Consider the following 20,681-nt stretch of genomic DNA (forward strand, 5'->3'; position numbering starts at 1 on the left):
TTCGAACGCCAGGCCGACGCCATGCTCCGCGTCACCAAGCTAACCGACTACGCCACCGTCATCCTGGTCGCCCTGGCCCGGGCGCCCGACCGCGTGCACAGCTCGGCCGAACTGGCCGAACTGGCCCGGCTCGAGGCCCCCACCGTCGCCAAGGTGCTCAAGCCACTCGCCCACGCCGGGCTGGTGGAAAGCTTCCGCGGCGCCGCCGGCGGCTACCGCCTGGCGCGGCCGGCCGCCGACATCCCGCTCATCGCCATCGTCGAGGCCATCGAAGGCCCGCTGGGCATGACCGAATGTTCGGGCGAACACTCCAGCTGCGAACACGAGCCGCACTGTGGCGTGCAGGTCCACTGGCGCCGCATCAACGACGTCATCGCCGAAGCCCTCGGCGGCATCACCCTGGCCCAGATGCTGCCGGCACCGCCGGCGCGCCGGGCCATTCCCCTACGCCTGGCGCCGGCAGGAGGCTGACATGGCCATCGAGAACCAACAGATCCACGAACGGCTGGCGCGTCGCTACGACGCCGGCTTCATCACCGACATCGAATCGGACACCTTCCCGCCCGGCCTGAGCGAGGACATCGTGCGTGCCCTGTCGGCGAAGAAGGAGGAGCCCGAGTGGATGACCGACTGGCGCCTGGCCGCCTACCGGCATTTCCTCACCATGCCGATGCCCGAGTGGGCCAAGCTCGAGATCGCCCCGATCGACCTGCAGTCGCTGAGCTATTTCAGCGCGCCCAAGGGCCCGAAGTACCAGTCGCTGTCGGAGGTGCCGCAGGAGCTGCTCGACACCTACGAGAAGCTTGGCGTGCCGCTGCACGAACGCGCCAAGCTGGCCGGCGTGGCGGTGGACGCGGTGTTCGACTCGGTGTCGGTCGGCACCACCTTCCGCAAGGAACTGGCCGAGAAGGGCGTGATCTTCTGTTCCATGTCCGAAGCCATCAAGGAGCACCCCGAGCTGGTGCGCAAGTACCTGGGCACCGTCGTCCCCACCGGCGACAACTACTTCGCCGCGCTCAACTCCGCGGTCTTCTCGGACGGCAGCTTCGTGTACATCCCCAAGGGCGTTCGCTGCCCGATGGAGTTGAGCACCTATTTCCGGATCAACGCCGGCCACACCGGCCAGTTCGAGCGCACCCTGATCATCTGCGAGGACAAGGGCCACGTGTCCTACCTCGAAGGCTGCACGGCGCCGCAGCGCGACGAAAACCAGCTGCACGCGGCGGTGGTCGAGCTGGTGGCGCTGGAAGACGCCGAGATCAAGTACTCGACGGTCCAGAACTGGTACCCGGGCGACGAAAACGGCAAGGGTGGCATCTACAACTTCGTCACCAAGCGCGGTGAATGTCGCGGCGCACGCTCGAAGATTTCCTGGACCCAGGTCGAGACCGGTTCGGCGATCACCTGGAAGTACCCCAGCTGCGTGCTGCGCGGAGACGATTCGGTCGGCGAGTTCTATTCGGTGGCGCTCACCCACCATCGCCAGCAGGCCGACACCGGCACCAAGATGATCCACCTGGGCAAGAACACCAAGTCCAAGATCATCTCCAAGGGCATCAGTGCCGGCCACGGCCAGAACACCTACCGCGGCCTGGTGAAGATCGAAAAAACCGCCGCCGATGCCCGCAACTACACCCAGTGCGACAGCCTGCTCATCGGCAAGAAGTGCGGCGCCCATACCTTCCCCTACATCGAGGTCAAGCACCCGACGGCCACCGTTGAGCACGAAGCCACGACGTCGAAGATCAGCGAGGACCAGCTGTTCTACTGCCTGAGCCGCGGCATCGGCGAGGAGGACGCGGTGTCGATGATCGTCGATGGCTTCTGCCGGCAGGTGTTCCGCGAGCTGCCGATGGAATTCGCGGTGGAAGCCAAGAAGCTGCTCGAAGTGTCGCTGGAAGGCGCCGTCGGATAACCAGGATCAGAATGAACATGCTCAAGATAAACAACCTGCACGTAAGCATCGGCGGCAAGGAAATCCTCAAGGGACTCAGCCTTGAGCTCGCGCCCGGCCAGGTGCACGCCATCATGGGCCCGAACGGCGCCGGCAAGTCCACGCTGGGCAACGTGCTGGCCGGCCGCGAAGGTTACGAGGTCACCGAGGGTTCGATCGAACTCGAGGGCCGCGACCTGCTGGCACTGGAACCGGAAGAACGCGCCGCCGCCGGCGTGTTCCTGGCCTTCCAGTACCCGGTCGAAATCCCCGGCGTGAACAACACCTACTTCCTGCGCACCGCGCTCAATGCCCAGCGCAAGGCGCGCGGCGAGGAAGAGCTCGACTCCATGCAGTTCCTCAAGCGCGTGCGCGAAAAGCTTTCGGTGCTCGACCTCAAGGACGAGCTGCTGCACCGCGGCGTCAACGAAGGTTTCAGCGGCGGCGAGAAGAAGCGCAACGAAATCTTCCAGCTGGCCCTGCTCGAGCCCAAGCTGGCGATCCTCGACGAAACCGATTCGGGCCTGGACATCGACGCCCTCAAGGCCGTGGCCGACGGCGTCAACCTGATGCGCTCGCCGGACCGCGCCTTCCTGGTGATCACGCACTACCAGCGCCTGCTCGACTACATCAAACCCGACGTCGTGCACGTACTGGCCGACGGCCGGATCGTCGAGTCGGGCGGCCCGGAGCTCGCGCTCGAGCTCGAAGCCCACGGCTATTCCTGGGTCAAGGACCGGATCGCCCCGCAGGCGTCGGCGACGCCATGAGCAGCCTGGTCGACTCCTTCCGGCAGGGCTTCGAAACGCTGCCGCCGGCGCTGGTTGACGCGCAGGGCCTGGGCGCCGCCCGTCGCGCGGCGCTGGCTGCGGCCCTGGCCGACGGCCTGCCCGGTGCCCGGGTCGAAGCCTGGAAGTACACCTCGCTGCGGGCGCTGGCCAATCGTGGCTTCGCCTCGGCGCCGGCATCCGCGCAGATCGACCCGACACTGCTGGCGGCCGTTCCGGGGCCGCGGCTGGTGTTCGTCAACGGACGCTTTGACGCCGCCCTCAGCCTGCTCGACGACCTGCCCGCCGGCGTCGAACTGCGCCCGCTGTCCCAGGCCCTGGCCGGCGACGACCCGCGCGCGGTGTCGGTGCTGGCGCGCCGCTATGAACGCGCCGACGAACCCTTCGCGCGCTTCAACGCCGCGCTCGCGACCGAAGGCGCGCTGCTGCGCGTGCAGGCCGACGCCACCGTGGCGAGGCCGCTGCACCTGGTCTTCGTCGGCGCCCCCGCCGGCGACGACCAGGCCGCGCACCTCCGGCACCTGGTCGAACTTCGCAAGGGCGCCTCGCTGACCCTGGTCGAACACCACCTGGGCGCCGGCGCCCACCGCAACCTCGCCAACCACCTCACGCACGTGCACCTGGCCGGCGGCGCCCGCCTGCGCCATGCCCGCCTGCAGCAGGACGACAGCGGTGCGACGCTGTTCGCACGCACCGACGCCGTGCTGGCCTCGGACACGGTGTACCGCCGCGTCGACCTCGAGCTTGGCGCCGGCCTCTCCCGCCACGAACTCAACGTCGACCTGCAGGGCGAAGGCGCGGCCCTGCACGCCGGTGGCGTGCTGCTGGCCGATGGCCGGCGTCATCTCGACACCCGCCTGGGCATCCGCCACCAGGCCCGCGACACCCGCTGCGACCTGCCCTGGCGCGGGCTGGCCGATGAACGCGGCCGCGCCGTTTTCCACGGCGGCATCCAGATCCGCGCCGGCGCCGACGGCAGCGAAGCCGAACTGTCGAACAAGAACCTGCTGCTGTCCGAATCCGCCGAAATCGACAGCCAGCCGGTGCTGGTGATCCACGCCGACGAAGTGAAGGCGGCGCACGGCGCCACCGTCGGCCGGCTGGACGAGACCGCCCTGTTCTACCTGCGCAGCCGCGGCCTGCCGGCGGCGCAGGCGCGGGTGCTGCTGATGCAGGCCTTCCTGCGCGAGCCCCTGCGCGCACTGGACGATGCCGACCTGGCAAGCCTGCTGGGCGAAACCGTTGCCGCCCGCCTGGGCACCACCGGGAACACGCCATGACCCGTGCCAAGCACACGGACTGGTCGCGCGTCCGCGCCGATTTCCCGGTGCTTGCGCGCCAGGTGCACGGCAAGCCGCTGGTGTACCTGGACTCGGCCAACACCTCGCAGAAGCCGCAGCAGGTGATCGCGGCCGTGGATACCTTCTATCGCGAGCACAACGCCAACGTGTCGCGCGCGGTGCATGCACTGGGCAGCGAGGCCACCGAGGCCTACGAAGGCGCGCGCCGCAGGCTGGCCGCCTTCGTGAACGTGCCGGCCGACGAACTCATCCTCACGTCCGGCACCACTTTCGGCATCAATCTGGTGGCCTACAGCTGGGCACTGCCGCGGCTCAAGGCCGGCGACGTCATCCTGCTCACGCGCATGGAGCACCACGCCAACATCGTGCCCTGGCAGCTGGTCTGCGAGCGCACGGGCGCCAGCCTGCGCGTGGTTGAACTGGCGCCCGATGGTTCGCTGGACATGGACGACCTGCGCGCCAAGCTCACCGGCGACGTGAAGCTGCTGGCCTTCACCCATGTTTCCAACGTGCTGGGCACGGTGAACCCGGTGGCGGACATCTGCCGCCTGGCGCGCAAGCTCGGCGTGGTGACGCTGGTGGACGGCTCGCAGGCCCTGCCGCACCGGGCCGTCGACATCCCGCTGCTGGGCTGCGACTTCTACGCGTTCACCGGCCACAAGATGCTCGGCCCCACCGGCACCGGCGGCCTGTGGGCGCGCCGCCAGCACCTGCGCGAGATGCCGCCCTTCCTGGGCGGCGGCGAGATGATCAAGGAAGTGCGCTTCGAGGGCACCACCTTCAACGACGCCCCGCACAAGTTCGAGGCCGGCACGCCCAACATCGCCGGCGTCGTTGGCCTGGGTGCGGCGGCCGATTACCTGTCGGCGATCGGCATGGCCGAGGTCGAAGCCCGCGAACAGGCCCTGCTGGCCCTGGCCACCCAGCGCCTGTCCGCCATCGAAGGCCTGCGCATCCTGGGCACGGCCCCGGGCAAGGCGGCGGTGATCAGCTTCCTGGTCGAAGGCGCGCACGCCCACGACCTGGCCACCCTGCTCGACCTCGAGGGCATCGCCGTTCGCTCGGGGCACCACTGCGCGCATCCGCTGATGGCGCACTTCGGCGTGCCGGCCACCTGCCGCGCTTCGCTTGCCTTCTACAACACGGAAGCGGAAGTCGAGAAGCTCGCTGCCGGCATCGAAAAAGTCCGCAAACTCCTGCTTTGACACCCGGAACGCCGAAATGACCTTCCAGTCCGAATCGCCCGCGCTTCGTTTTCGCGCCGCCGCGGCCGCCGACGTGGGCGCCATCGTCGCGCTGGTCGAGTCGGCCTACCGCGGCGAGGCCAGCCGCGCCGGCTGGACCACCGAAGCCGACCTGCTCGACGGTCGCCGGACCGGCCCGGAGGACGTCCTGGAACAACTGGCCAGGCCACAAAGCCGGATGCTGCTCGCCGAACGCGATGGCGAGCTGCTTGCCTGCGCGCACGTCGCGGTCGAGCACGGTGCCGGCTACTTCGGCATGTTCTCGGTGCGGCCAGGGCTGCAGGGGGCAGGCATCGGCGGCCAGGTGCTGGCCGAGGCCGAGCGCATCGCCCGCGATGAATTCGGCATGCAGTCCATGCGCATGACCGTCATCGACCTACGCGAGGAACTCATCGCCTGGTACGAACGCCGCGGCTACCACCGCACGGGCATCAAGAAGCCCTTCCCCTACGGCGACGTCAGGTTCGGCCTGCCCCGTCGCGACGACCTGCGCTTCGAAGTGCTGGAGAAGGCGCTGTGACCGCCTGGGTACGGGTCTGCGCCACGTCCGAGCTGCTGCCCGGGGAATCGCGGGTCGCCTGGGACGGCGACACGCCAATACTGGTGGTCAATCTCGACGGCGACCTTTACGCGGTCGAGGACAAGTGCACGCACGAGGACTTCGAGCTCAGCGCCGGGTCGATCGAAGGCGGCGAAGTGGAATGCACCCTGCACGGCGCGCGCTTCGACCTGCGTACGGGCGAAGCCCTGTGCGCACCGGCCTACGCGCCGGTGCCGCGCTTCCCCGTGAAGGTGGAAGACGGCGCCGTCTGGACCCGCGACGACCGCTGAGTCAGTCGGAAGCCGCGGACGCGCAGGCCTGCAGTTTCGCGAGCAGGAGTTCGCCACCGCCTTCGAGGATCAGCCGCGACGGGCCTTCGGCGTCGGGCAGCAGCAGCACGCTGTCGGCCTGCTCCAGTCGCAGTGGCCGGGCCAGGTCCTTGAACCAGGCCTGGCCGCGGATCAGGTGCACCAGCCAGGTGGTGCCGGCCTCGGCGAAAAACACCATCGGCCCCACCAGCGGGCGGTGCAGGACCGTGGCATCAACGGCGCCGCGTCGCCACATCAGGTTGAAGTCGTGGGTCGGGCCGGCAATCAGCTCGGCGCGCAAGGGGCGCTCACCGGCGAAACGGATGCGGCCATGCGGTGGCAGCAGGGTCACCGATTCGCCATCCTCGAAATGCAGGTGCATGCCCTCGCCGGCCATCAACACCAGTTCGCGGTCGACACCCGGGAAGGCGGAGAACGGCGCGTCCTGGTCGATCTCGGCGATCGAGGCCCGCCAGGTCCAGTCGGCGCTGCCCTCGGGATGGCGGTGGATCTCGCGCGTCCAGCCCCTCTCGTTCCGCCATCGTTCCCGGCGGTATTCCTGTGCGGGCAGGTGCAGAAGGCGCATCAGGCGTCCTGTAGCGCCACCAGGGCGCGGCTGGACTGGCCCAGGGATTCAGCCCAGGAAAACCCGATGATCTCCCGGCCGCTGCCTGCGTCGCGGAATACTTCGGCTTCGCCCTCCGGCAGCAGGTGGCGGTAGTCCACGGTCAGTTCCTCGCCCGCCGCGAGGTCGCGGTTTGCGAAGACGAAACCCAGGTGCCACAGGCCATTGGGTTCGAAGCTGTGGTTGACGAAACATTCGTCCGGCCAGTCCAGGCTGGTCGTGCACTGGTCCTCGAACCAGCGCACGCTGGCCGCCATGGCCGCATCGGCGTCCGGACGCGCGCGCACCTGCTCCCAGCGCTGGGTGCCGCGGATATCGTCGGGCGCGATGATGACCCGCCCGCGCGCCACTGGCGCCAACAGGAACAGGCCCTTGCCGGCACCCGGGATGGACGAGGCAGCGATGCGGTACGGCGGCAGGATCATGCCGCCCAGTCTATCGCAGCGGCCTCAGGGGCCGACGTGATCAAGCCAGGCCGTGTTCCAGTAGGCGTAGTCGCCCAGGCGACGCACCAGGCCGGCGCGAAGCGGAAGCCCGACCAGATGCCGGGCAGCGTCCATGGCCGGCTCGTCCGGCCCCAGCACGCGGTCGGTGAACCCCCGCCCCCACAGCCAGCCGTTCACCCGATACCGGTCGTCGACGGCGCGGGACGTCAGCGCCTTGAAACGCCCGAGCAGGGTCGACAGGCTGTCGCGCTCACCCAGCGTCACCAGGCCCTGCCAGTGGTCGGGCATCAGGACCCAGGCCAGCACCGTGCTGTCGCGCCAGGGCCACTGCGCGGTGTGCACCCGGCAGACCGCGCGCGCGGCCTCGTCGTCACAGAAAACTGGCCGCCGGTAGAGCGTAGCCACCGACAGCAGGTAGGTACGCCCCGGCACCGAGCGGCGCAGGAGACGAACCCGGCGGAAGGCGGCATCCGGCGCATCACGCACCGGCATCGAGGTCGGCATGCTGTCCTCCAGGGGAAAAAGGGCCCGGCGCGGGCCGGGCCAAGGGGGCTCCACGCGGGGTGGGGAATCAGTCGGTCTCGGTGGCAGGCGCCGGCGCGCGTGCCTTGCCGGCACCGACCTCGATGCGATCGCGATTGGCTTCGACCAGCGCCAGGCCGATGCCCTTCACCTCGACCAGTTCGTCGGCGCTGCGGAAGGGGCCGTGTTTGGCCCGGTGGCTGACGATGGCCTCGGCCTTGCTGGGGCCGACACCGTCGAGCACGCGGCCCAGGGTCTGGGCGTCGGCATGGTTGATGTCCACCTTCTCGGCGGCCAGGGCGCCGCCGGACAGGAAGGCGCACAGCAGCAGCGAGGAGAGCAGGGAAACGGTCTTGTTCATGGCGGTTCCTTGGGTTTGGGGTCTCGCCGCGCCGGGCTGGCGTCGGCAGGGAAAGTGTCCCCGGCCGACAAGGCCGGCCCCATCGCCAAACGGCCCTGCACTGCCTGCGAACCGGCCGCCCGGCGCCGTCGGCGCCTTCCTACCCTCACGGCGGCAATGGCCCGGAAGCGCTAAAATCGCGGGATGACCGCCGCAAGGATCTCCATGGACACCGCCAAGACCGAACGTTTCGTCGCCGACGCCTGGGACGGCGACATCGTCCCGCAGCTGGTCGAGTACATCCGCATCCCCAACAAGTCGCCGATGTTCGACGCGAACTGGCGCGAAAACGGATACATGGACGACGCCGTCAAGCTGCTCGCCGGCTGGGCGAAGGCGCAGCCGATCAAGGGCATGAGCGTCGAGGTGGTCGAACTCGAGGGCCGCACGCCGCTGATCTACATCGAAGTGCCGGGCCAGGGCGACGACTGCGTTCTGCTTTATGGCCACCTGGACAAGCAGCCGGAAATGACCGGCTGGGCCGACGACCTGGGTCCCTGGAAGCCGGTGATCAAGGGCGACAAGCTCTACGGTCGCGGCGGCGCCGACGACGGCTACGCGCTCTATGGCTCGCTCACCGCGATCCGGGTGCTGCAGGAACAGGGCCTGCCGCACGCCCGCTGCGTCATCCTGATCGAAGCCTGCGAAGAATCCGGCAGCTACGACCTGCCCCACTACGTCGACCACCTCGCCGACCGCATCGGCAAGCCTTCGCTGGTGGTGTGCCTGGATTCGGGCTGCGCCAACTACGACCAGCTCTGGTGCACCACCTCGCTGCGCGGCCTGGCCGGCGGCAACCTCAAGGTCAGCGTGCTCAGCGAAGGCGTGCACAGCGGCGACGCCAGCGGCGTCGTGCCCTCGAGCTTCCGCATCCTGCGCCAGCTGCTCTCGCGGCTGGAGGATGAAGCCACCGGCAAGATCCTGGTCGAGGACCTTTTCGTGGACATCCCCGACGAGCGCCTGCAGCAGGCCCGCCGCGCGTCGGAAGTCCTGGGCACGGAAATCTGGGACAAGTTCCCGTTCCTGCCGGGCATGACGCCGATGGACGCCGACCTCACCGAGCTGGTGCTAAACCGCACCTGGCGCCCGGCGCTGTCGGTCACCGGCGTGGACGGCATGCCGCCGCTGTCGAGCGCCGGCAACGTGCTGCGCCCGCATACCGCCATCAAGCTGAGCCTGCGCCTGCCGCCCACACTGGAACCCAAACGCGCCGGCGACGTGCTCAAGCGCCTGTTCGAGGCCAACCCGCCGCACGGCTGCAAGGTCGAGGTCGAGCTGGAAAAGGCCAGCACCGGCTGGAACGCGCCGGCGCTTGCGCCCTGGCTTGAACACGCCATCGACCACGCCAGCCAGGAATACTTCGGCGCCCCGGCCATGTACATGGGCGAAGGCGGCACGATTCCGTTCATGGGCATGCTGGGGGAAAAATTCCCGGGCGCGCAGTTCATGATCACCGGCGTGCTGGGGCCACATTCGAACGCGCACGGCCCCAACGAATTCCTGCACATCCCCACCGGCAAGCGCGTCACCTCGGCCGTGGCCAAGGTCATCGCCGAACACTACGTCGCCAGCGAGAAGGGTCTGACCCGCGGCGTCGCGGCCCAGGCCGGCAACGCCCAGTTCGGCGACCACGGCTGCTGCTGATCCCGCCGCGTCCCTGGCTGGCGGCCGATCAGGCCGCCGGCGGGGCGTGCCACCAGCCGGTGATCGCCAGGCGCGGCTCCTGCGCCCAGGGCGCGACGACGCCGACGAAGTGTTTCGCCGGCACCTTGAACAGGCTCAGCGAATTGAAGCGCGGCATCATCGCGTCGCGGTGGCCGCCGTCTTCGTCCACGAAGTGCAGCAGGCCGCCCCAGTCCACTTCCCAGTTGCGCGACAGGTTCAGCACGTAAGCGTAGCGCCGCGCCTCGTCGTCGTGGCGGTCGTCGTGCACGCGCAGGAACTGCCCGGGCAGGTAACGCGTGGCCTGCGCGCCCACCATCGCCAGCGACGCATCGCCGGTGAGTTCGCGGATGAAACCCAGGTATTCGGGGCTGTTGAAGAAAGCCAGCACCGCGTGCAGCACCAGCTGCGGGTCACGGCCTTCGCGCATGGCCTCGACCATCAGGTAGCGGTCGTAGACGAAATGGAAGCCCGCGGCGGCGCGCCGGTAGGCCTCGGGCATGCGCTGGCGGGCGGTGTCGCCGCGCCAGGGCGGGCTGTCGGGCAGCCCGCGTTCGGCCGTGGTCCAGGGCACTTCCCGGCGCAGGCAGTCGGCGAGGCGATCGGCGGCATCAGTCTGCAGGAAACCGGGGATCTGCACGCGGCCGGTCTGCGCCAGGCGCTGGCGGTAAGGCGCGATGTCGAGGTGGTTGCTGATCATGGGCGTCGCGGTTCCGGGCACATCTCCATAGTCTACTGCCGCGGCAGCGCCGGCCGGGCGGTTAGACTTGTGGCCCCGACGCCAGCACCTCCCGAATGAGCCCGCCCACCCCCGCCACCGCCGCCGGACACAAGCTGCAGGCCCAGGCCGCGCTGCAGTCCGGCCAGACCGGCCTGGCCCTGCAGCACATGCAGCGGGCCTGCGAACTGGCGCCGGACTCGGTGGCGCATCGCTTCGAGTTCGGCTGCCTGCTGGCCCACCTGGGTCGCCCGGACGACGCGCTGGAACAGTTCCGCGCCTGCGTCGGGCTGCAGCCGGGCTTCGCGGAAGCCTGGCACTTCATCGGGCTCACCCTGGCCCGCCAGGGCCACCTGCACGACGCCCTGGCGCCGCTGCGGCGGGCGCACGCCCTCGAGCCCGGCAATGTCCGCGTACTCGAACGCCTTGCCCAGGCGGAGTTCGAGGTCGGCGATGCCGCCGACGCCCTGCCGCTATGGCGCGCCCTGCATGCGCTGCGGCCCGGCGATGAAAACATCGAACTCAAACTGGGTGAGACCCTGAGCCGGCTCGGCGACGCCGACGCGGCGAGTGCGCTTTACGAACAGGCGCTGCAGCGCGACCCCGCCTCGGCGAACCTGTGGATGGCCCGGGCCCAGGCCGAAGAAATCGCCGGCCGGCGTGACCAGGCCGGGGCCGCCTACGAACGCGCCCTGGCCCTGCGTCCCGGCTGGGCCTTCCCGCTGGCCGGACTGCTGGGCCTGCGCCGCGGTCAGGCGGCGCAGGACCATGTGGCCGAAGCCCAGGCCCTGCTGGATGACCCCGCGCGCGGCGACGACGAACGCGCGCTGGTCGGCTACGAACTGGGCAAGGTGTTCGACGGCCGCGGCGACTTTCCTGGCGCCATGCGGGCCTGGCATGCGGCCAATGCCGCGCGCCGGCGCGACCAGGGCGAACCCGATCCCGCCGACCTGGCCAGCCGCGTCGAAGCCAGCCTGGCCGTGTTCAACCGCGACCTGTTCGAGCGCAGCGCCGGGCTGGGCAGTCCGGACGAACGACCGGTCTTCATCGTCGGCATGCCGCGCAGCGGCACCACCCTGCTCGAACAGATGCTCGCGTCGCACCCGCAGGTGCACGGTGCCGGCGAACTGCCCGACGTCTCGCTGATCGCCCGCGACCTGCCCTCGCGCCGCGGGCGACCGCAGCAGTGGCCGCACATCCTCGAAGACATCGCACTCGAGCCCCTGCCCGGCGCGGCGAAGCGTTACCTGGCGGCCGCGCTTCGCCAGGCACCCGCCGGCATCACGCGGGTGGTCGACAAGTACCCGATGAACTACTACCTGCTTGGCCTGGTCGCGCTGATGTTCCCGAAGGCACGCGTGCTGTGGTGCCGGCGCGATCCGCGCGACGTCGCCATTTCGATCTATGGCGAAAACTTCGCGCTGGCCGAGCGCCTGGCCACGCGCCTGGACGGCATCGGCCACCTGGTGCGCCTGCAGTCGCGTTTGATGCGCCACTGGCAGGCCGTGCTGCCGCTGCCGATCCTGGAAGTGCGCTACGAAGACGTGGTCGCCGACACTGAAGGCCAGGCCCGGCGTGCGCTCGACTTCCTGGGCCTGGACTGGGATCCGGCCTGCCTGGACTTCCACCGCAGCGAACGCGGCGTGCAGACGCCCAGCCGCTGGCAGGTGCGCCAGCCGGTGCATAGTCGTTCGATCGGCCGTTGGCGCCACTACGAAAACGAACTGGCGCCCCTGCTGGCGGTACTGGGCGACGAGCCCACCGACGCCTGATCGGGCCTCAGACCGGATCCAGGCGCAGGCCCCAGCCCAGCAGACCCTCGGCCTGCGATACCTGCTCGACCCGAACCCGGTCGGAAGGACGCGCTGTCTGCAGCGCCGAGACCAGGGTCGCCAACTGCGCGTCGTCCAGCGCATGGCCGATGAGCTCGCCGGTCCGCAGGCCCGCGGCGACCAGGCCGTCGCGATAGTTCGCCAGGGCCGCCAGGGCCGGCGCCGGATCGGGGCCGGTGCCCGCCAGCAGGCGGTTCACCCAGGCGCGCACTTCAAGCAACAGGTCGGGTGCATCGGAACCGGCGACGGCGGCGGCGATCGCCCGGATGGCGGCGTTGTAGGCTTCGCGGGCCCGCAGCGCCTCCGGCTCGCCGCTGGGGTCCTGTCCGGCGCGCGCGCGCGCTATCCACGGCAGCACCGCCGCGGTGGCCGCAAGCAGCCCGTCGGGCGTCAGCAGCAGTGCCTGGTTCCGCAATTCGCTGCGGCCCACCCGCACCAGCACCGAGTCGGCGTGGTGCATCACCAGGGCCAGCCGCCCGCCCGGCTTCAACACCCGCAGGGCTTCGGCGAGCGCGGCATCGCGGTCGGCGTATTCGAATCCGTACTGGCTGGCCACCAGGTCGAAGCAGGCGTCTTCAAACGGAAGTTTTTCCATCGCCACGTCGGCGTGGAAGCGCAGGCCGGCGTGGCGGTCGGGATCGAACCAGGTTGGCGAGAGCCGGGCCAGGTCCACGGCGTCGATTTCCAGGCCGGGACGGTCGCCGCGCCAATCCCACAGCAGGCGTGGCAGGGCCCCATTGCCGGTGGCCAGGTCGAGTGCGCGCAGCGGGCCTTCGGGCAGGTCGTTGAATACCCCGCGCCAGAAGTCGCCGATGGCACCGCTGTAATTGCCGTCGAAGCTGCCCACGCAGGAGTGCAGGTCGCCGGTGGCCCAGTAGGCGCTCCAGGCGGCACGCCGGGCGGAGGCATCGGCCGCGGTGTTCTGAGTCGGGTCCATGCCGCCATTGTCCGGGGCGACCCGGCAAAAAAGAAGGGCCCCGTTGCCGGGGCCCTTCGAATCAACCGATTAAACCCAAATCAGAAGGTCTGGGTGTAACGGAAGTAGGTGGTGCGGCCGTAGGCGTCGTACAGGAAGAAGTTGAACGGACGACCCTGGTAGGCCTTCAGCGGCGGGTAACGATTGCCGATGTTGGTGGCACCGATGGCGATGGTGCCGTTCCACGGAGCATTCCACGACAGCTGCAGGTCATTGGTGGCGTAGCCGCCAATGGTCGAGGCAACGGTGGTGTTGTTGGTCTGGCCATCAATGTAGTTGATGTTCCAGGCCGCGTTGAAGTCACCGAAGGTCCAGTTGTTCTGCAGGGTGGCGCGCATATCCGGGGTGCCGAAGCGACCCGCGAACTCGGTCACCGAACCACGCTCGTCATCGACCTCGTAGCTTTCGATGTACGACACGGTCAGGCGGTTGCGCATTTCGCCCCAGCCGCCCATGTCGAAGTTCGTGTTCATGCGGAAGTCAACACCGGAGGTGGTGACGGTACCCTGGTTGGCGAAACCGCCGACGATTTCGTCGATGGCGCCGTTCGGACGACGGGTGATGCTCAGGCCCGGCGGGATCGGACCGAAGGTGGCCGGATCCAGGTCGGAGTTGATGATGTCCTGGGCACCGATCTGCGAGATCGAGTTCTCGACTTCGATGTCGTAGTAGTCAACCGAGAAGTCCAGCCATTCCAGCGGGTCCCAAACCAGGCCGACGCTGAACTGGGTCGAATTTTCCGACGCCAGGTCCGGGTTGGCCTGGAAGAAGGTGTCGACCTGCAGCTGGCAGTTGGTCGGCTGGCCGAGCGCAACGCAAGACGCCGGATCGTTGACCGGTTCCGCCGAGAAGGTGGTCTTCTGGGTCAGGATGTCCAGGCCCGGGGCACGGAAGCCCTGGCCGTAGGAACCACGGAAGGTCAGGGTCTCGAGCGGCTGCCAGCGAAGGGCAACCTTCGGCGAGAAGTCGCTGCCGTAGTCGCTGTAGTTATCCCAACGGCCGGCCAGGGTGATGTCGAAGGTGCTGGTGAACGGCAGCAGCCACTCGAAGTAGACAGCCTTGGCGTCACGCGAACCAGCCGACGAGTTGCCGGCCGAACCGATGATCGCCGGGCCGCCGGACTGGCTGGTGGCCTCGGACAGGGAGTCGTACTGGTCGGAGAAGGTGTCCGAACGGTACTCGGCACCGAACACACCGTTGGAGGTACCACCGCCCATCTCGAACAGGTCAAAGCTGACCAGGCCGTAGACTTCGTCGGTCTGCCAACGCGACTCGCGGTTGATGGTGGCCTGGATACCGGAGAGCACCGACGGGTCGGCGCCGAACGGGTCGGCCAGGTCGTACGCACCGCTGTTGGCGGCGGCGGCGGCGAGATCGGTCACGATGTAGCCACGACCCAGTTCGATGAACTTGTAGTCGGTGCGGCGCAGGCCGAAGTCAACACCGATGGTGTCGGTCAGCTGGCCCTGGAAACCAACCAGGTAATCAGCGTTGGTGGCGTCCGTGTAGTTGTCACGGTTGCCGGCCGCGGCGAAGCGGTGGAAGTAGTACGTCGGCAGGCCGTCGGTGGTGCCCGTGGCGCAACCGCCGGCGCCGCAAGCAACGCCGTTGTTGATGTCGGACGGGGTACCGTCGTCGACCACCAGCACGCCCGGACCCGGGGCGTAACGACCGAAGGTCTCGACCTTGGTCACGTTGGCGGCGCCGTAGATGTTCCAGTCGTCGTTGATCTGGTGATCAGCGCGCAGGAAGACGGACTTGTTGCCGACCTTGGCTTCGTTCGCAGCAACCGAGTTGAAGTTGAACGAGCACAGGCCGTTGCCGAGGAAGTAGAACGCGCCCTGGTCGCAGCTGAAGCCCGGAACGGCTTCGATCGACTGGGTGTTCCAGTTGTAGTAGTTGTTGCCGAAGGTCGAGACGCCCGGACGATCGCCACCGATCTGGTCGCGGGTGAAGACCATGCCGCGCTTGGAGCCGGAGGCGCCACCGATCACGCGGGTGCGGTCGGAGGACGCGCCGAACACGACGGACATGTCTTCCAGGTCGCCGCCGGTGACTTCGGTCGAACCGATGCCGTAACGCAGCTCGGCGCCGTTGAAGTCCTTACGGGTGATGACGTTGACCACGCCACCGATCGCGTCGGAGCCGTACACGGCGGAGGCGCCGTCGGACAGGATTTCGATGCGCTCAACGGCAGCCAGCGGGATGGCGTTGAGGTCGGAGCCCGAGGAGGCAGCCATCGGGCTGGTCGGGGCGCGACGGCCGTCGATCAGGACGAGGGTACGACCCGAACCCAGGCCACGCAGGTCGATGGAAGCCAGCGACTGGGCGGACGAACCGGACTGCGGACGGAAGTTGCCGAACGACGCGAAGGTCGAGTCGCGCAGCACGTCGGCGACGGAGACGTCACCCGAGGCATCGATGGCGGCGCGGTCGATCACGACGACCGGAACGGCGCCCTCGATCTCGGCACGCTTCAGGCGGGAGCCAGTGACCTCGATGGTTTCGAGGGTGGCGGCGTCCTCTTCTTCCTGCGCGAAGGCGGGAACCGCCGCGAAGGTCGAAGCGGCGCCGGCGAGGAGCGCGAAACGGATCGCGCCGGACAGCTGATTGAAATTAGACATTTACTCTCTCTCCAACGTCAGAGTGATGGTGACTCTAGAGTTCGGGACTCAAAAAGCCTAAAGACGACTTTCGTCATTGAAGGACGCCTTGGCTCCCGGAGCATAACGCAATCTTTACGGTCCGCAAACTGGGTTAAGGCCCTGTATAGGCAAAACCGTGCGGCCGTTAGCAGAAAGCCCGGGGCGGCATGCCGTCCCGGGCCATTTTTTACCTGTAAATTCAATCAGTTGTCGTCTAGAGTAATCCGGACGCTACCCGAAAAAGTCGCCAGCCGGACCTCCCCCTCTCCCCCGCCCAGGCGGGCCTCGAGGGTCTTGCCGGGGCCGTATTTTTCGGTCTTCACCTCCCCGACGGGGCTGGAAATACCGCCGCTGAAGGTTTCCACCGACAGCCGGGCCGAGGTGTCCGCCGGCAGCCGCAGGCGCACGCCACCGCTGACCGTGTCGGCGCTGATGCGCCCGGCCGGGGCCAGGGCGGTGCGCAGCGTCATGTCGCCCGATACGCTGTCCATGACGACCCGCCGCAGGCTTTCAAAAGCCAGGTCGGCGTCGCCGGAAACGGTATCCACGCCCAGTTCGCCGCCACCCCGGCCCGACAGCCGGACACCCCCGCTGACGGTGTCCACGGAGATGTCGTCGCTGTCGAGCTCGGCCTCGAGACTGCCGCTGACCAGGTCGAAGCGCGCCTCCCCGGCCCGGCTGGCCCGCACCTCGACGCTGCCACTGACGCTGTCCACCGCAAGGCGCTTCGCGCCTTCCAGCCCTTCCACGTCGACCCGGGCACTGACCACGTCCACGTCCAGCGAGGCACCGGCCGGCATGCGCACCTCGATCCGGCTGGGCTCGGAGCGGTTGCCACCGCCGAACCAGCCACCGCTGTTGGGGTACTTCACTTCGATCGTCAGGCTGTCGCCACCGGGACCGACCTCGAGCTTTTCGACGCCATCGCCCAGGCTGCCCGTGATGTGCACCTCGGGCCGGTCCCAGGTGCGCACCAGCACCTGGCCCTTGACGTTCTCGATGCGCAGGCTGCCGTCCGCGGCAAGTGGCCGGGTCTGGTCGATGGGCGTGGCCGCCAGGGCCGGCAGGGCCAGCAGCAGCGAAACGGCGAGACAGGTCGGTCGAATGATCATGGCGTACTCCTTATCTATATATGTCCGGATGGCTCAACCGAGCGCGGCGCGCTGGGTCAGCGCCAGTCGGCGGGAATAGGTGCGCTTGAGCTGGTCGAGCAGGCGGGCGGAGCCGGGCTGTTCGGCCATGGCCTCGCGGATCTCGCCGGCGCTGGCGTCCAGGGTGGCCAGGGCGGGCGCCAGGTCCCCGGGTACCGAGCCCGCCTGCATTTCGAGCAGGGCGGCTTCGTATTCGCGGGTCAGTGCCTGGGCTTCGCGCTGCACGAGTTCGACCGCCGGGTCGGCGGTGGGCGCCGCCGCGGGTCCCAGCACCACGGCCAGGCCCACGGCGAGGCACAGGCAGGCGGCCAAGGCGAGTCCGGCCAGCCAGGGCCGGCGTCGCTTGGCGGCCGGCGGCTGCAGGCGGGCGGCGAGTCCCGGCCACAGGTCGCGGCCCGGTTCGAGTTCCCGGGGCAGCTGCCGCAGCTGCCAGCGAAGTTCATGCTCGGTCATCGTGTCCTCCCAGGCGCGTACGCAACAGCTGGCGCGCGCGATGCAATTGGGCCTTGGAACTGCCGACCGCCATGCCCAGCTCGGCGGCGATCTCTTCGTGTTTCCAGCCTTCCACGTCGTACAGCACCAGCACGGCGCGCGCACGCGGCGGCAGGGTCGCGACGGCACGCTCCAGGTCCAGGCCCAGCGCCGTGCGCTGGCCGGCGCTGTCAGCGGTTCCCTGCCATTCGAGCGCGGAATCGTCGGTTTCCCGGTCCTCGCCGCCGCGACGGCTGCGCAGGTCCATCAGCGCCGTATTCACCGCCAGCCGGTGCAGCCAGGTGCCGAAGGCGCTCTCGAAGCGAAAGGCCGGCAGGGCCTGCCAGGCTTTGACGAAGGCTTCCTGGAGCAGGTCCTCGGCGCGGGACTCATGGCCGCACAGCCTGCGCAGCAGCGCGAATATCCGCCGGTAATGGCGGCGATAGAGCTGCTCAAAGGCGCCCATGTCGCCGGCGCCGGCGGCGCGGACCAGGGCATGGTCGGCATCGCGGTCGGGCACGCTGGCGTCGGCGGCGGCTTCAATGGTCACGGCGTGGCTGAGCATACCCACTGGGATGCCGGGCCGGGCCGCAGGGTTTAAGGCGCCGGATAAGAGCAGGGCCGGCGTGTGGCCGGCCCTGCCTGATGCCGCCGGTGGTCCCGGATCAGACCAGCTGGGCGGCGATCTTGGCCCGTTCGGCCTTCAGGGCCGCCGGCGTGCGGTCGCCGTACTCGTCCAGGTATTCGGCGATCGATGCCATCTCGGCCTTCCAGCCGTCGCGGTCGATCGAGAGCAGCTGTTCAAGCGTGGCGGCATCGAGCTCGAGGCCGTCGGTATTGATGTCGGCCGGCAGCGGCAGGTTGCCCACCGGCGTTTCCACGGCATGCGCCTGGCCGGTGACGCGCTTGAGCATCCATTCGAGCACGCGCATGTTGTCGCCGAAACCGGGCCACATGAACTTGCCGTCGGCGTCCTTGCGGAACCAGTTGACCTGGAAGATCTTCGGCAGCTTCGCGCCTTCGCGGTCGAACGAAAGCCAGTGCGCGAAGTAGTCGCCGAAGTTGTAGCCGGCGAAGGGCTTCATCGCCATCGAATCCCGGCGCACCACGCCGACCGCGCCCGTGGCCGCGGCGGTGGTCTCGGATGCCATCGAGGCGCCGACCAGCACGCCATGGGTCCAGTCGCGCGCCTCGAGCACCAGCGGCACCAGCGATGCCCGGCGGCCGCCGAACACGATGGCGCTGATCGGCACGCCCTGCGGCGCTTCGGCCTGGTCGGTGTAACTCGGGCACTGCTTCGCACTGACGGTGAAACGTGCGTTCGGGTGCGCTGCGGGCGACACGGCCTTGTCGTAGGGCCGACCCTGCCAGTCCTTCGCTGGCGTACCGGCGGTCATGCCTTCCCACCAGGGCTGGTTGTCGGCGGTGACGCCGACATTGGTGAAGATGGCATCGCGGTTGAGCATGGCCATGGCATTGGCATTGGTCTTTTCGCTGGTGCCCGGCGCCACGCCGAAATAACCGGCTTCGGGGTTGATGGCGTACAGGCGGCCGTCTTCGCCCGGGCGCATCCAGCAGATGTCGTCGCCGACGGTCCAGACCTTCCAGCCGTCGCGGCGGTAACCTTCCGGCGGGATGAGCATGGCCAGGTTGGTCTTGCCGCAGGCGGACGGGAATGCGGCCGCGACGTAGTGGGTTTCACCCTGCGGATTCTCGATCCCGACGATCAGCATGTGTTCGGCCAGCCAGCCTTCCTGGCGCGCCTGGTAGCTGGCGATGCGCAAGGCGTGGCACTTCTTGCCCAACAGGGCATTGCCGCCGTAACCCGAGCCGTAGCTCTGGATGGCCAGCTCTTCCGGGAAATGCATGATGAAGCGGCGGTTCGGATCGAGTTCGCCGATCGAGTGCAGGCCCTTCACGAAGGAGCCCTCGCGTTCGATGCGCGCCAGCGCCGGGGCACCCATGCGGGTCATCAGGCGCATGTTCGCCACCACGTACGGGCTGTCGGTGATCTCGACGCCGCAGCGCGACAGCGGCGAGTCGATCGGGCCCATGCAGTAGGGAATGACGTACATGGTGCGGCCGCGCATGCAGCCCTTGTACAGGGCGTCCATCTCGGCATGGGCCTCGTCGGGCGCCATCCAGTTGTTGTTGGGACCGGCGTCGGCGGGATTGTGGGTGCAGACGAAGGTCAGGTGCTCGACGCGCGCCACGTCCGAGGGGCTGGAGCGATGCAGGTAACAATTGGGATGGCTTTGTTCGTTGAGCCCGACCAGGTCGCCGGTGGAAAGCATCAGCTCGACGAGCCTGGCGTTTTCGGCGTCGCTGCCGTCGCACCAGTGCACGGCGTCGGCCTGGGTGAGCTGGGCGACCGAATCGACCCATTGGTTGAGGCTGGTGAGCTTGCTGGTCATGTGCGGGAGGGCTCCTGTCGGGGCCAAAAAGGGAAAGGGAAGAAAAAGAAAAGGTGGGAAGCTAGTCGGGAATCAGCGTCGCCATGACGTGGCTGACGTAGGCTTCGAATTCGTCGTGGTGCAGCCGCGGCTGGCCCAGCTGCAGCGACAGCTGCAGGAAGCCCACGTACGCGGCATAGGTGAGTCGCGCCCGGTTCTGCGCGTCGAGGCGCGGCATGCCGGCCTGGCGGAAGCTGGCGGCAAGGTAATCCAGCCGGCGCTGCGAGACGCGGCTGAGCACCGGCTGCACGACCGGGTGGTCGAGCGCCTTGAGCAGTTCGCTGTAGATGATGTGCGGCTTGAGTTCGTGCGCCACCAGCTGGAACAGCGCCTTGAGGCGGGCGCGCGGCTCGGGCACGGCCTCGAGCTGGCCGAACACGGTTTCCTGTTCCATCACTTCCCAGCGTTCGAGCGCGGCGATCAGCAGCGCTTCGCGCGACGGGAAGTGCCAGTAGAAGCTGCCCTTGGTGACGCCGAGACGGCGCGCGAGCGGTTCGACGGCGACGGCCGCCAGCCCTTGCTCGGCGATGACGTCGAGTGCGGCCATGGCCCAGTCGTCTGCGCTGAGGCGAGCCGGGCGGTCTAGTTTGGTGGCGGGAGTTACCATACGGTCGGCAAGTTTACGGGATGGAGCGATCATGCACCATACGGGCTGGTATTGACAG

General features: G+C 68.5%; 21 protein-coding genes. 9 read left to right on the plus strand and 12 right to left on the minus strand.

Annotated features, from left to right (window positions below; all coding sequences use genetic code 11):
* The first annotated feature begins 21 nt into the window (after positions 1 to 21).
* From ACYVJH_RS07360 to ACYVJH_RS07390, 7 genes are read left to right on the plus strand one after another with little or no spacing between them, the layout of a single operon-like run.
* Positions 22 to 471 carry an SUF system Fe-S cluster assembly regulator gene (locus ACYVJH_RS07360; RefSeq protein WP_460453961.1) on the plus strand — a complete coding sequence of 150 codons (450 nt, stop codon included), beginning with the start codon at positions 22 to 24 and terminating at the stop codon, positions 469 to 471.
* 1 nt (position 472) lies between these two features.
* Positions 473 to 1,915 (plus strand): Fe-S cluster assembly protein SufB, encoded by a 1,443-nt coding sequence (gene sufB, locus ACYVJH_RS07365; RefSeq protein ID WP_460453962.1) that lies wholly within the window; start codon positions 473 to 475, stop codon positions 1,913 to 1,915.
* A 17-nt stretch (positions 1,916 to 1,932) separates the two neighbouring features.
* Positions 1,933 to 2,703: a Fe-S cluster assembly ATPase SufC gene (sufC, locus tag ACYVJH_RS07370; protein ID WP_460453963.1), complete on the plus strand. Its 771-nt coding sequence runs from the start codon at positions 1,933 to 1,935 to the stop codon at positions 2,701 to 2,703.
* Positions 2,700 to 4,001 (plus strand): Fe-S cluster assembly protein SufD, encoded by a 1,302-nt coding sequence (gene sufD / locus ACYVJH_RS07375; protein WP_460453964.1) that lies wholly within the window; start codon positions 2,700 to 2,702, stop codon positions 3,999 to 4,001. The genes sufC and sufD overlap by 4 nt, the downstream gene beginning before the upstream one ends.
* Positions 3,998 to 5,227: a cysteine desulfurase gene (locus tag ACYVJH_RS07380; RefSeq protein ID WP_460453965.1), complete on the plus strand. Its 1,230-nt coding sequence runs from the start codon at positions 3,998 to 4,000 to the stop codon at positions 5,225 to 5,227. Before sufD ends, ACYVJH_RS07380 begins: the two co-directional genes overlap by 4 nt.
* A 16-nt stretch (positions 5,228 to 5,243) precedes the next feature.
* The gene (locus ACYVJH_RS07385) at positions 5,244 to 5,786 is read left to right on the plus strand and encodes a GNAT family N-acetyltransferase (protein WP_460453966.1); all 543 of its coding nucleotides are present in this window, start codon (positions 5,244 to 5,246) and stop codon (positions 5,784 to 5,786) included.
* Entirely contained in the window at positions 5,783 to 6,097 is a 315-nt protein-coding gene (locus tag ACYVJH_RS07390) for a Rieske (2Fe-2S) protein (RefSeq protein WP_460453967.1), read from the plus strand. The genes ACYVJH_RS07385 and ACYVJH_RS07390 overlap by 4 nt, the downstream gene beginning before the upstream one ends.
* A 1-nt stretch (position 6,098) precedes the next feature.
* Here ACYVJH_RS07390 and ACYVJH_RS07395 read toward each other — a convergent pair whose 3' ends face one another.
* The 4 genes from ACYVJH_RS07395 to ACYVJH_RS07410 form a co-directional block, all read right to left on the minus strand.
* Positions 6,099 to 6,701: a HutD/Ves family protein gene (locus ACYVJH_RS07395; RefSeq protein ID WP_460453968.1), complete on the minus strand. Its 603-nt coding sequence runs from the start codon at positions 6,699 to 6,701 to the stop codon at positions 6,099 to 6,101.
* Positions 6,701 to 7,165 (minus strand): SET domain-containing protein-lysine N-methyltransferase, encoded by a 465-nt coding sequence (locus ACYVJH_RS07400; protein ID WP_460453969.1) that lies wholly within the window; start codon positions 7,163 to 7,165, stop codon positions 6,701 to 6,703. The genes ACYVJH_RS07395 and ACYVJH_RS07400 overlap by 1 nt, the downstream gene beginning before the upstream one ends.
* 24 nt (positions 7,166 to 7,189) lie before the next feature.
* Positions 7,190 to 7,690, minus strand: coding sequence for an REP-associated tyrosine transposase (locus tag ACYVJH_RS07405; RefSeq protein WP_460453970.1), 501 nt, complete (start codon positions 7,688 to 7,690; stop codon positions 7,190 to 7,192).
* A 67-nt stretch (positions 7,691 to 7,757) separates the two neighbouring features.
* Positions 7,758 to 8,069 (minus strand): ComEA family DNA-binding protein, encoded by a 312-nt coding sequence (locus ACYVJH_RS07410; protein WP_460453971.1) that lies wholly within the window; start codon positions 8,067 to 8,069, stop codon positions 7,758 to 7,760.
* A 204-nt stretch (positions 8,070 to 8,273) separates the two neighbouring features.
* Here ACYVJH_RS07410 and ACYVJH_RS07415 point away from each other — a divergent pair, with 204 nt between their 5' ends.
* Entirely contained in the window at positions 8,274 to 9,752 is a 1,479-nt protein-coding gene (locus ACYVJH_RS07415) for a M20 family metallopeptidase (protein WP_460453972.1), read from the plus strand.
* A 28-nt stretch (positions 9,753 to 9,780) separates the two neighbouring features.
* Here the strand turns inward: ACYVJH_RS07415 and ACYVJH_RS07420 are convergent, their stop codons facing one another.
* Positions 9,781 to 10,470 (minus strand): 2OG-Fe(II) oxygenase, encoded by a 690-nt coding sequence (locus tag ACYVJH_RS07420; protein WP_460453973.1) that lies wholly within the window; start codon positions 10,468 to 10,470, stop codon positions 9,781 to 9,783.
* Positions 10,471 to 10,565: 95 nt separating this feature from the next.
* Between ACYVJH_RS07420 and ACYVJH_RS07425 the strand changes: the two genes are divergently transcribed.
* Positions 10,566 to 12,260 carry a tetratricopeptide repeat-containing sulfotransferase family protein gene (locus ACYVJH_RS07425; protein WP_460453974.1) on the plus strand — a complete coding sequence of 565 codons (1,695 nt, stop codon included), beginning with the start codon at positions 10,566 to 10,568 and terminating at the stop codon, positions 12,258 to 12,260.
* Between the two features lie 7 nt (positions 12,261 to 12,267).
* Here the strand turns inward: ACYVJH_RS07425 and ACYVJH_RS07430 are convergent, their stop codons facing one another.
* From ACYVJH_RS07430 to ACYVJH_RS07460, 7 genes are all read right to left on the minus strand, one after another.
* Positions 12,268 to 13,257 (minus strand): class I SAM-dependent methyltransferase, encoded by a 990-nt coding sequence (locus tag ACYVJH_RS07430; RefSeq protein WP_460453975.1) that lies wholly within the window; start codon positions 13,255 to 13,257, stop codon positions 12,268 to 12,270.
* Positions 13,258 to 13,337: 80 nt separating this feature from the next.
* Complete coding sequence (locus ACYVJH_RS07435; protein WP_460453976.1) at positions 13,338 to 15,920, minus strand: TonB-dependent receptor plug domain-containing protein; 2,583 nt, start codon at positions 15,918 to 15,920, stop codon at positions 13,338 to 13,340.
* A gap of 224 nt (positions 15,921 to 16,144) precedes the next feature.
* Positions 16,145 to 17,053: a DUF4097 family beta strand repeat-containing protein gene (locus tag ACYVJH_RS07440; protein ID WP_460453977.1), complete on the minus strand. Its 909-nt coding sequence runs from the start codon at positions 17,051 to 17,053 to the stop codon at positions 16,145 to 16,147.
* A 33-nt stretch (positions 17,054 to 17,086) separates the two neighbouring features.
* On the minus strand, positions 17,087 to 17,545 hold the full coding sequence (locus ACYVJH_RS07445) for a hypothetical protein (protein ID WP_460453978.1): 459 nt from the start codon (positions 17,543 to 17,545) through the stop codon (positions 17,087 to 17,089).
* Complete coding sequence (locus ACYVJH_RS07450; protein WP_460453979.1) at positions 17,532 to 18,128, minus strand: RNA polymerase sigma factor; 597 nt, start codon at positions 18,126 to 18,128, stop codon at positions 17,532 to 17,534. The genes ACYVJH_RS07445 and ACYVJH_RS07450 overlap by 14 nt, the downstream gene beginning before the upstream one ends.
* A gap of 100 nt (positions 18,129 to 18,228) precedes the next feature.
* A complete protein-coding gene (locus ACYVJH_RS07455) occupies positions 18,229 to 19,977 on the minus strand; it encodes a phosphoenolpyruvate carboxykinase (GTP) (protein ID WP_460453980.1) in 1,749 nt (582 codons plus the stop codon).
* Between the two features lie 61 nt (positions 19,978 to 20,038).
* Positions 20,039 to 20,623 carry a TetR/AcrR family transcriptional regulator gene (locus ACYVJH_RS07460; RefSeq protein ID WP_460453981.1) on the minus strand — a complete coding sequence of 195 codons (585 nt, stop codon included), beginning with the start codon at positions 20,621 to 20,623 and terminating at the stop codon, positions 20,039 to 20,041.
* Between the last annotated feature and the right edge of the window lie 58 nt (positions 20,624 to 20,681).

It is taken from the genome of Arenimonas aestuarii (genome assembly GCF_054781715.1).

Excerpts from the sequence above, each read along its gene's own strand:
- ACYVJH_RS07360 (WP_460453961.1), top strand. The coding sequence starts at position 22 with ATGCTCCGCGTCACCAAGCTAACCGACTACGCCACCGTCATCCTGGTC.
- sufB (WP_460453962.1), top strand. The coding sequence starts at position 473 with ATGGCCATCGAGAACCAACAGATCCACGAACGGCTGGCGCGTCGCTAC.
- sufC (WP_460453963.1), top strand. The coding sequence starts at position 1,933 with ATGCTCAAGATAAACAACCTGCACGTAAGCATCGGCGGCAAGGAAATC.
- sufD (WP_460453964.1), top strand. The coding sequence starts at position 2,700 with ATGAGCAGCCTGGTCGACTCCTTCCGGCAGGGCTTCGAAACGCTGCCG.
- ACYVJH_RS07380 (WP_460453965.1), top strand. The coding sequence starts at position 3,998 with ATGACCCGTGCCAAGCACACGGACTGGTCGCGCGTCCGCGCCGATTTC.
- ACYVJH_RS07385 (WP_460453966.1), top strand. The coding sequence starts at position 5,244 with ATGACCTTCCAGTCCGAATCGCCCGCGCTTCGTTTTCGCGCCGCCGCG.
- ACYVJH_RS07395 (WP_460453968.1), bottom strand. The coding sequence starts at position 6,701 with ATGCGCCTTCTGCACCTGCCCGCACAGGAATACCGCCGGGAACGATGG.
- ACYVJH_RS07400 (WP_460453969.1), bottom strand. The coding sequence starts at position 7,165 with ATGATCCTGCCGCCGTACCGCATCGCTGCCTCGTCCATCCCGGGTGCC.
- ACYVJH_RS07405 (WP_460453970.1), bottom strand. The coding sequence starts at position 7,690 with ATGCCGACCTCGATGCCGGTGCGTGATGCGCCGGATGCCGCCTTCCGC.
- ACYVJH_RS07410 (WP_460453971.1), bottom strand. The coding sequence starts at position 8,069 with ATGAACAAGACCGTTTCCCTGCTCTCCTCGCTGCTGCTGTGCGCCTTC.
- ACYVJH_RS07415 (WP_460453972.1), top strand. The coding sequence starts at position 8,274 with ATGGACACCGCCAAGACCGAACGTTTCGTCGCCGACGCCTGGGACGGC.
- ACYVJH_RS07420 (WP_460453973.1), bottom strand. The coding sequence starts at position 10,470 with ATGATCAGCAACCACCTCGACATCGCGCCTTACCGCCAGCGCCTGGCG.
- ACYVJH_RS07425 (WP_460453974.1), top strand. The coding sequence starts at position 10,566 with ATGAGCCCGCCCACCCCCGCCACCGCCGCCGGACACAAGCTGCAGGCC.
- ACYVJH_RS07430 (WP_460453975.1), bottom strand. The coding sequence starts at position 13,257 with ATGGACCCGACTCAGAACACCGCGGCCGATGCCTCCGCCCGGCGTGCC.
- ACYVJH_RS07435 (WP_460453976.1), bottom strand. The coding sequence starts at position 15,920 with ATGTCTAATTTCAATCAGCTGTCCGGCGCGATCCGTTTCGCGCTCCTC.
- ACYVJH_RS07440 (WP_460453977.1), bottom strand. The coding sequence starts at position 17,053 with ATGATCATTCGACCGACCTGTCTCGCCGTTTCGCTGCTGCTGGCCCTG.
- ACYVJH_RS07445 (WP_460453978.1), bottom strand. The coding sequence starts at position 17,545 with ATGACCGAGCATGAACTTCGCTGGCAGCTGCGGCAGCTGCCCCGGGAA.
- ACYVJH_RS07450 (WP_460453979.1), bottom strand. The coding sequence starts at position 18,128 with ATGCTCAGCCACGCCGTGACCATTGAAGCCGCCGCCGACGCCAGCGTG.
- ACYVJH_RS07455 (WP_460453980.1), bottom strand. The coding sequence starts at position 19,977 with ATGACCAGCAAGCTCACCAGCCTCAACCAATGGGTCGATTCGGTCGCC.
- ACYVJH_RS07460 (WP_460453981.1), bottom strand. The coding sequence starts at position 20,623 with ATGGTAACTCCCGCCACCAAACTAGACCGCCCGGCTCGCCTCAGCGCA.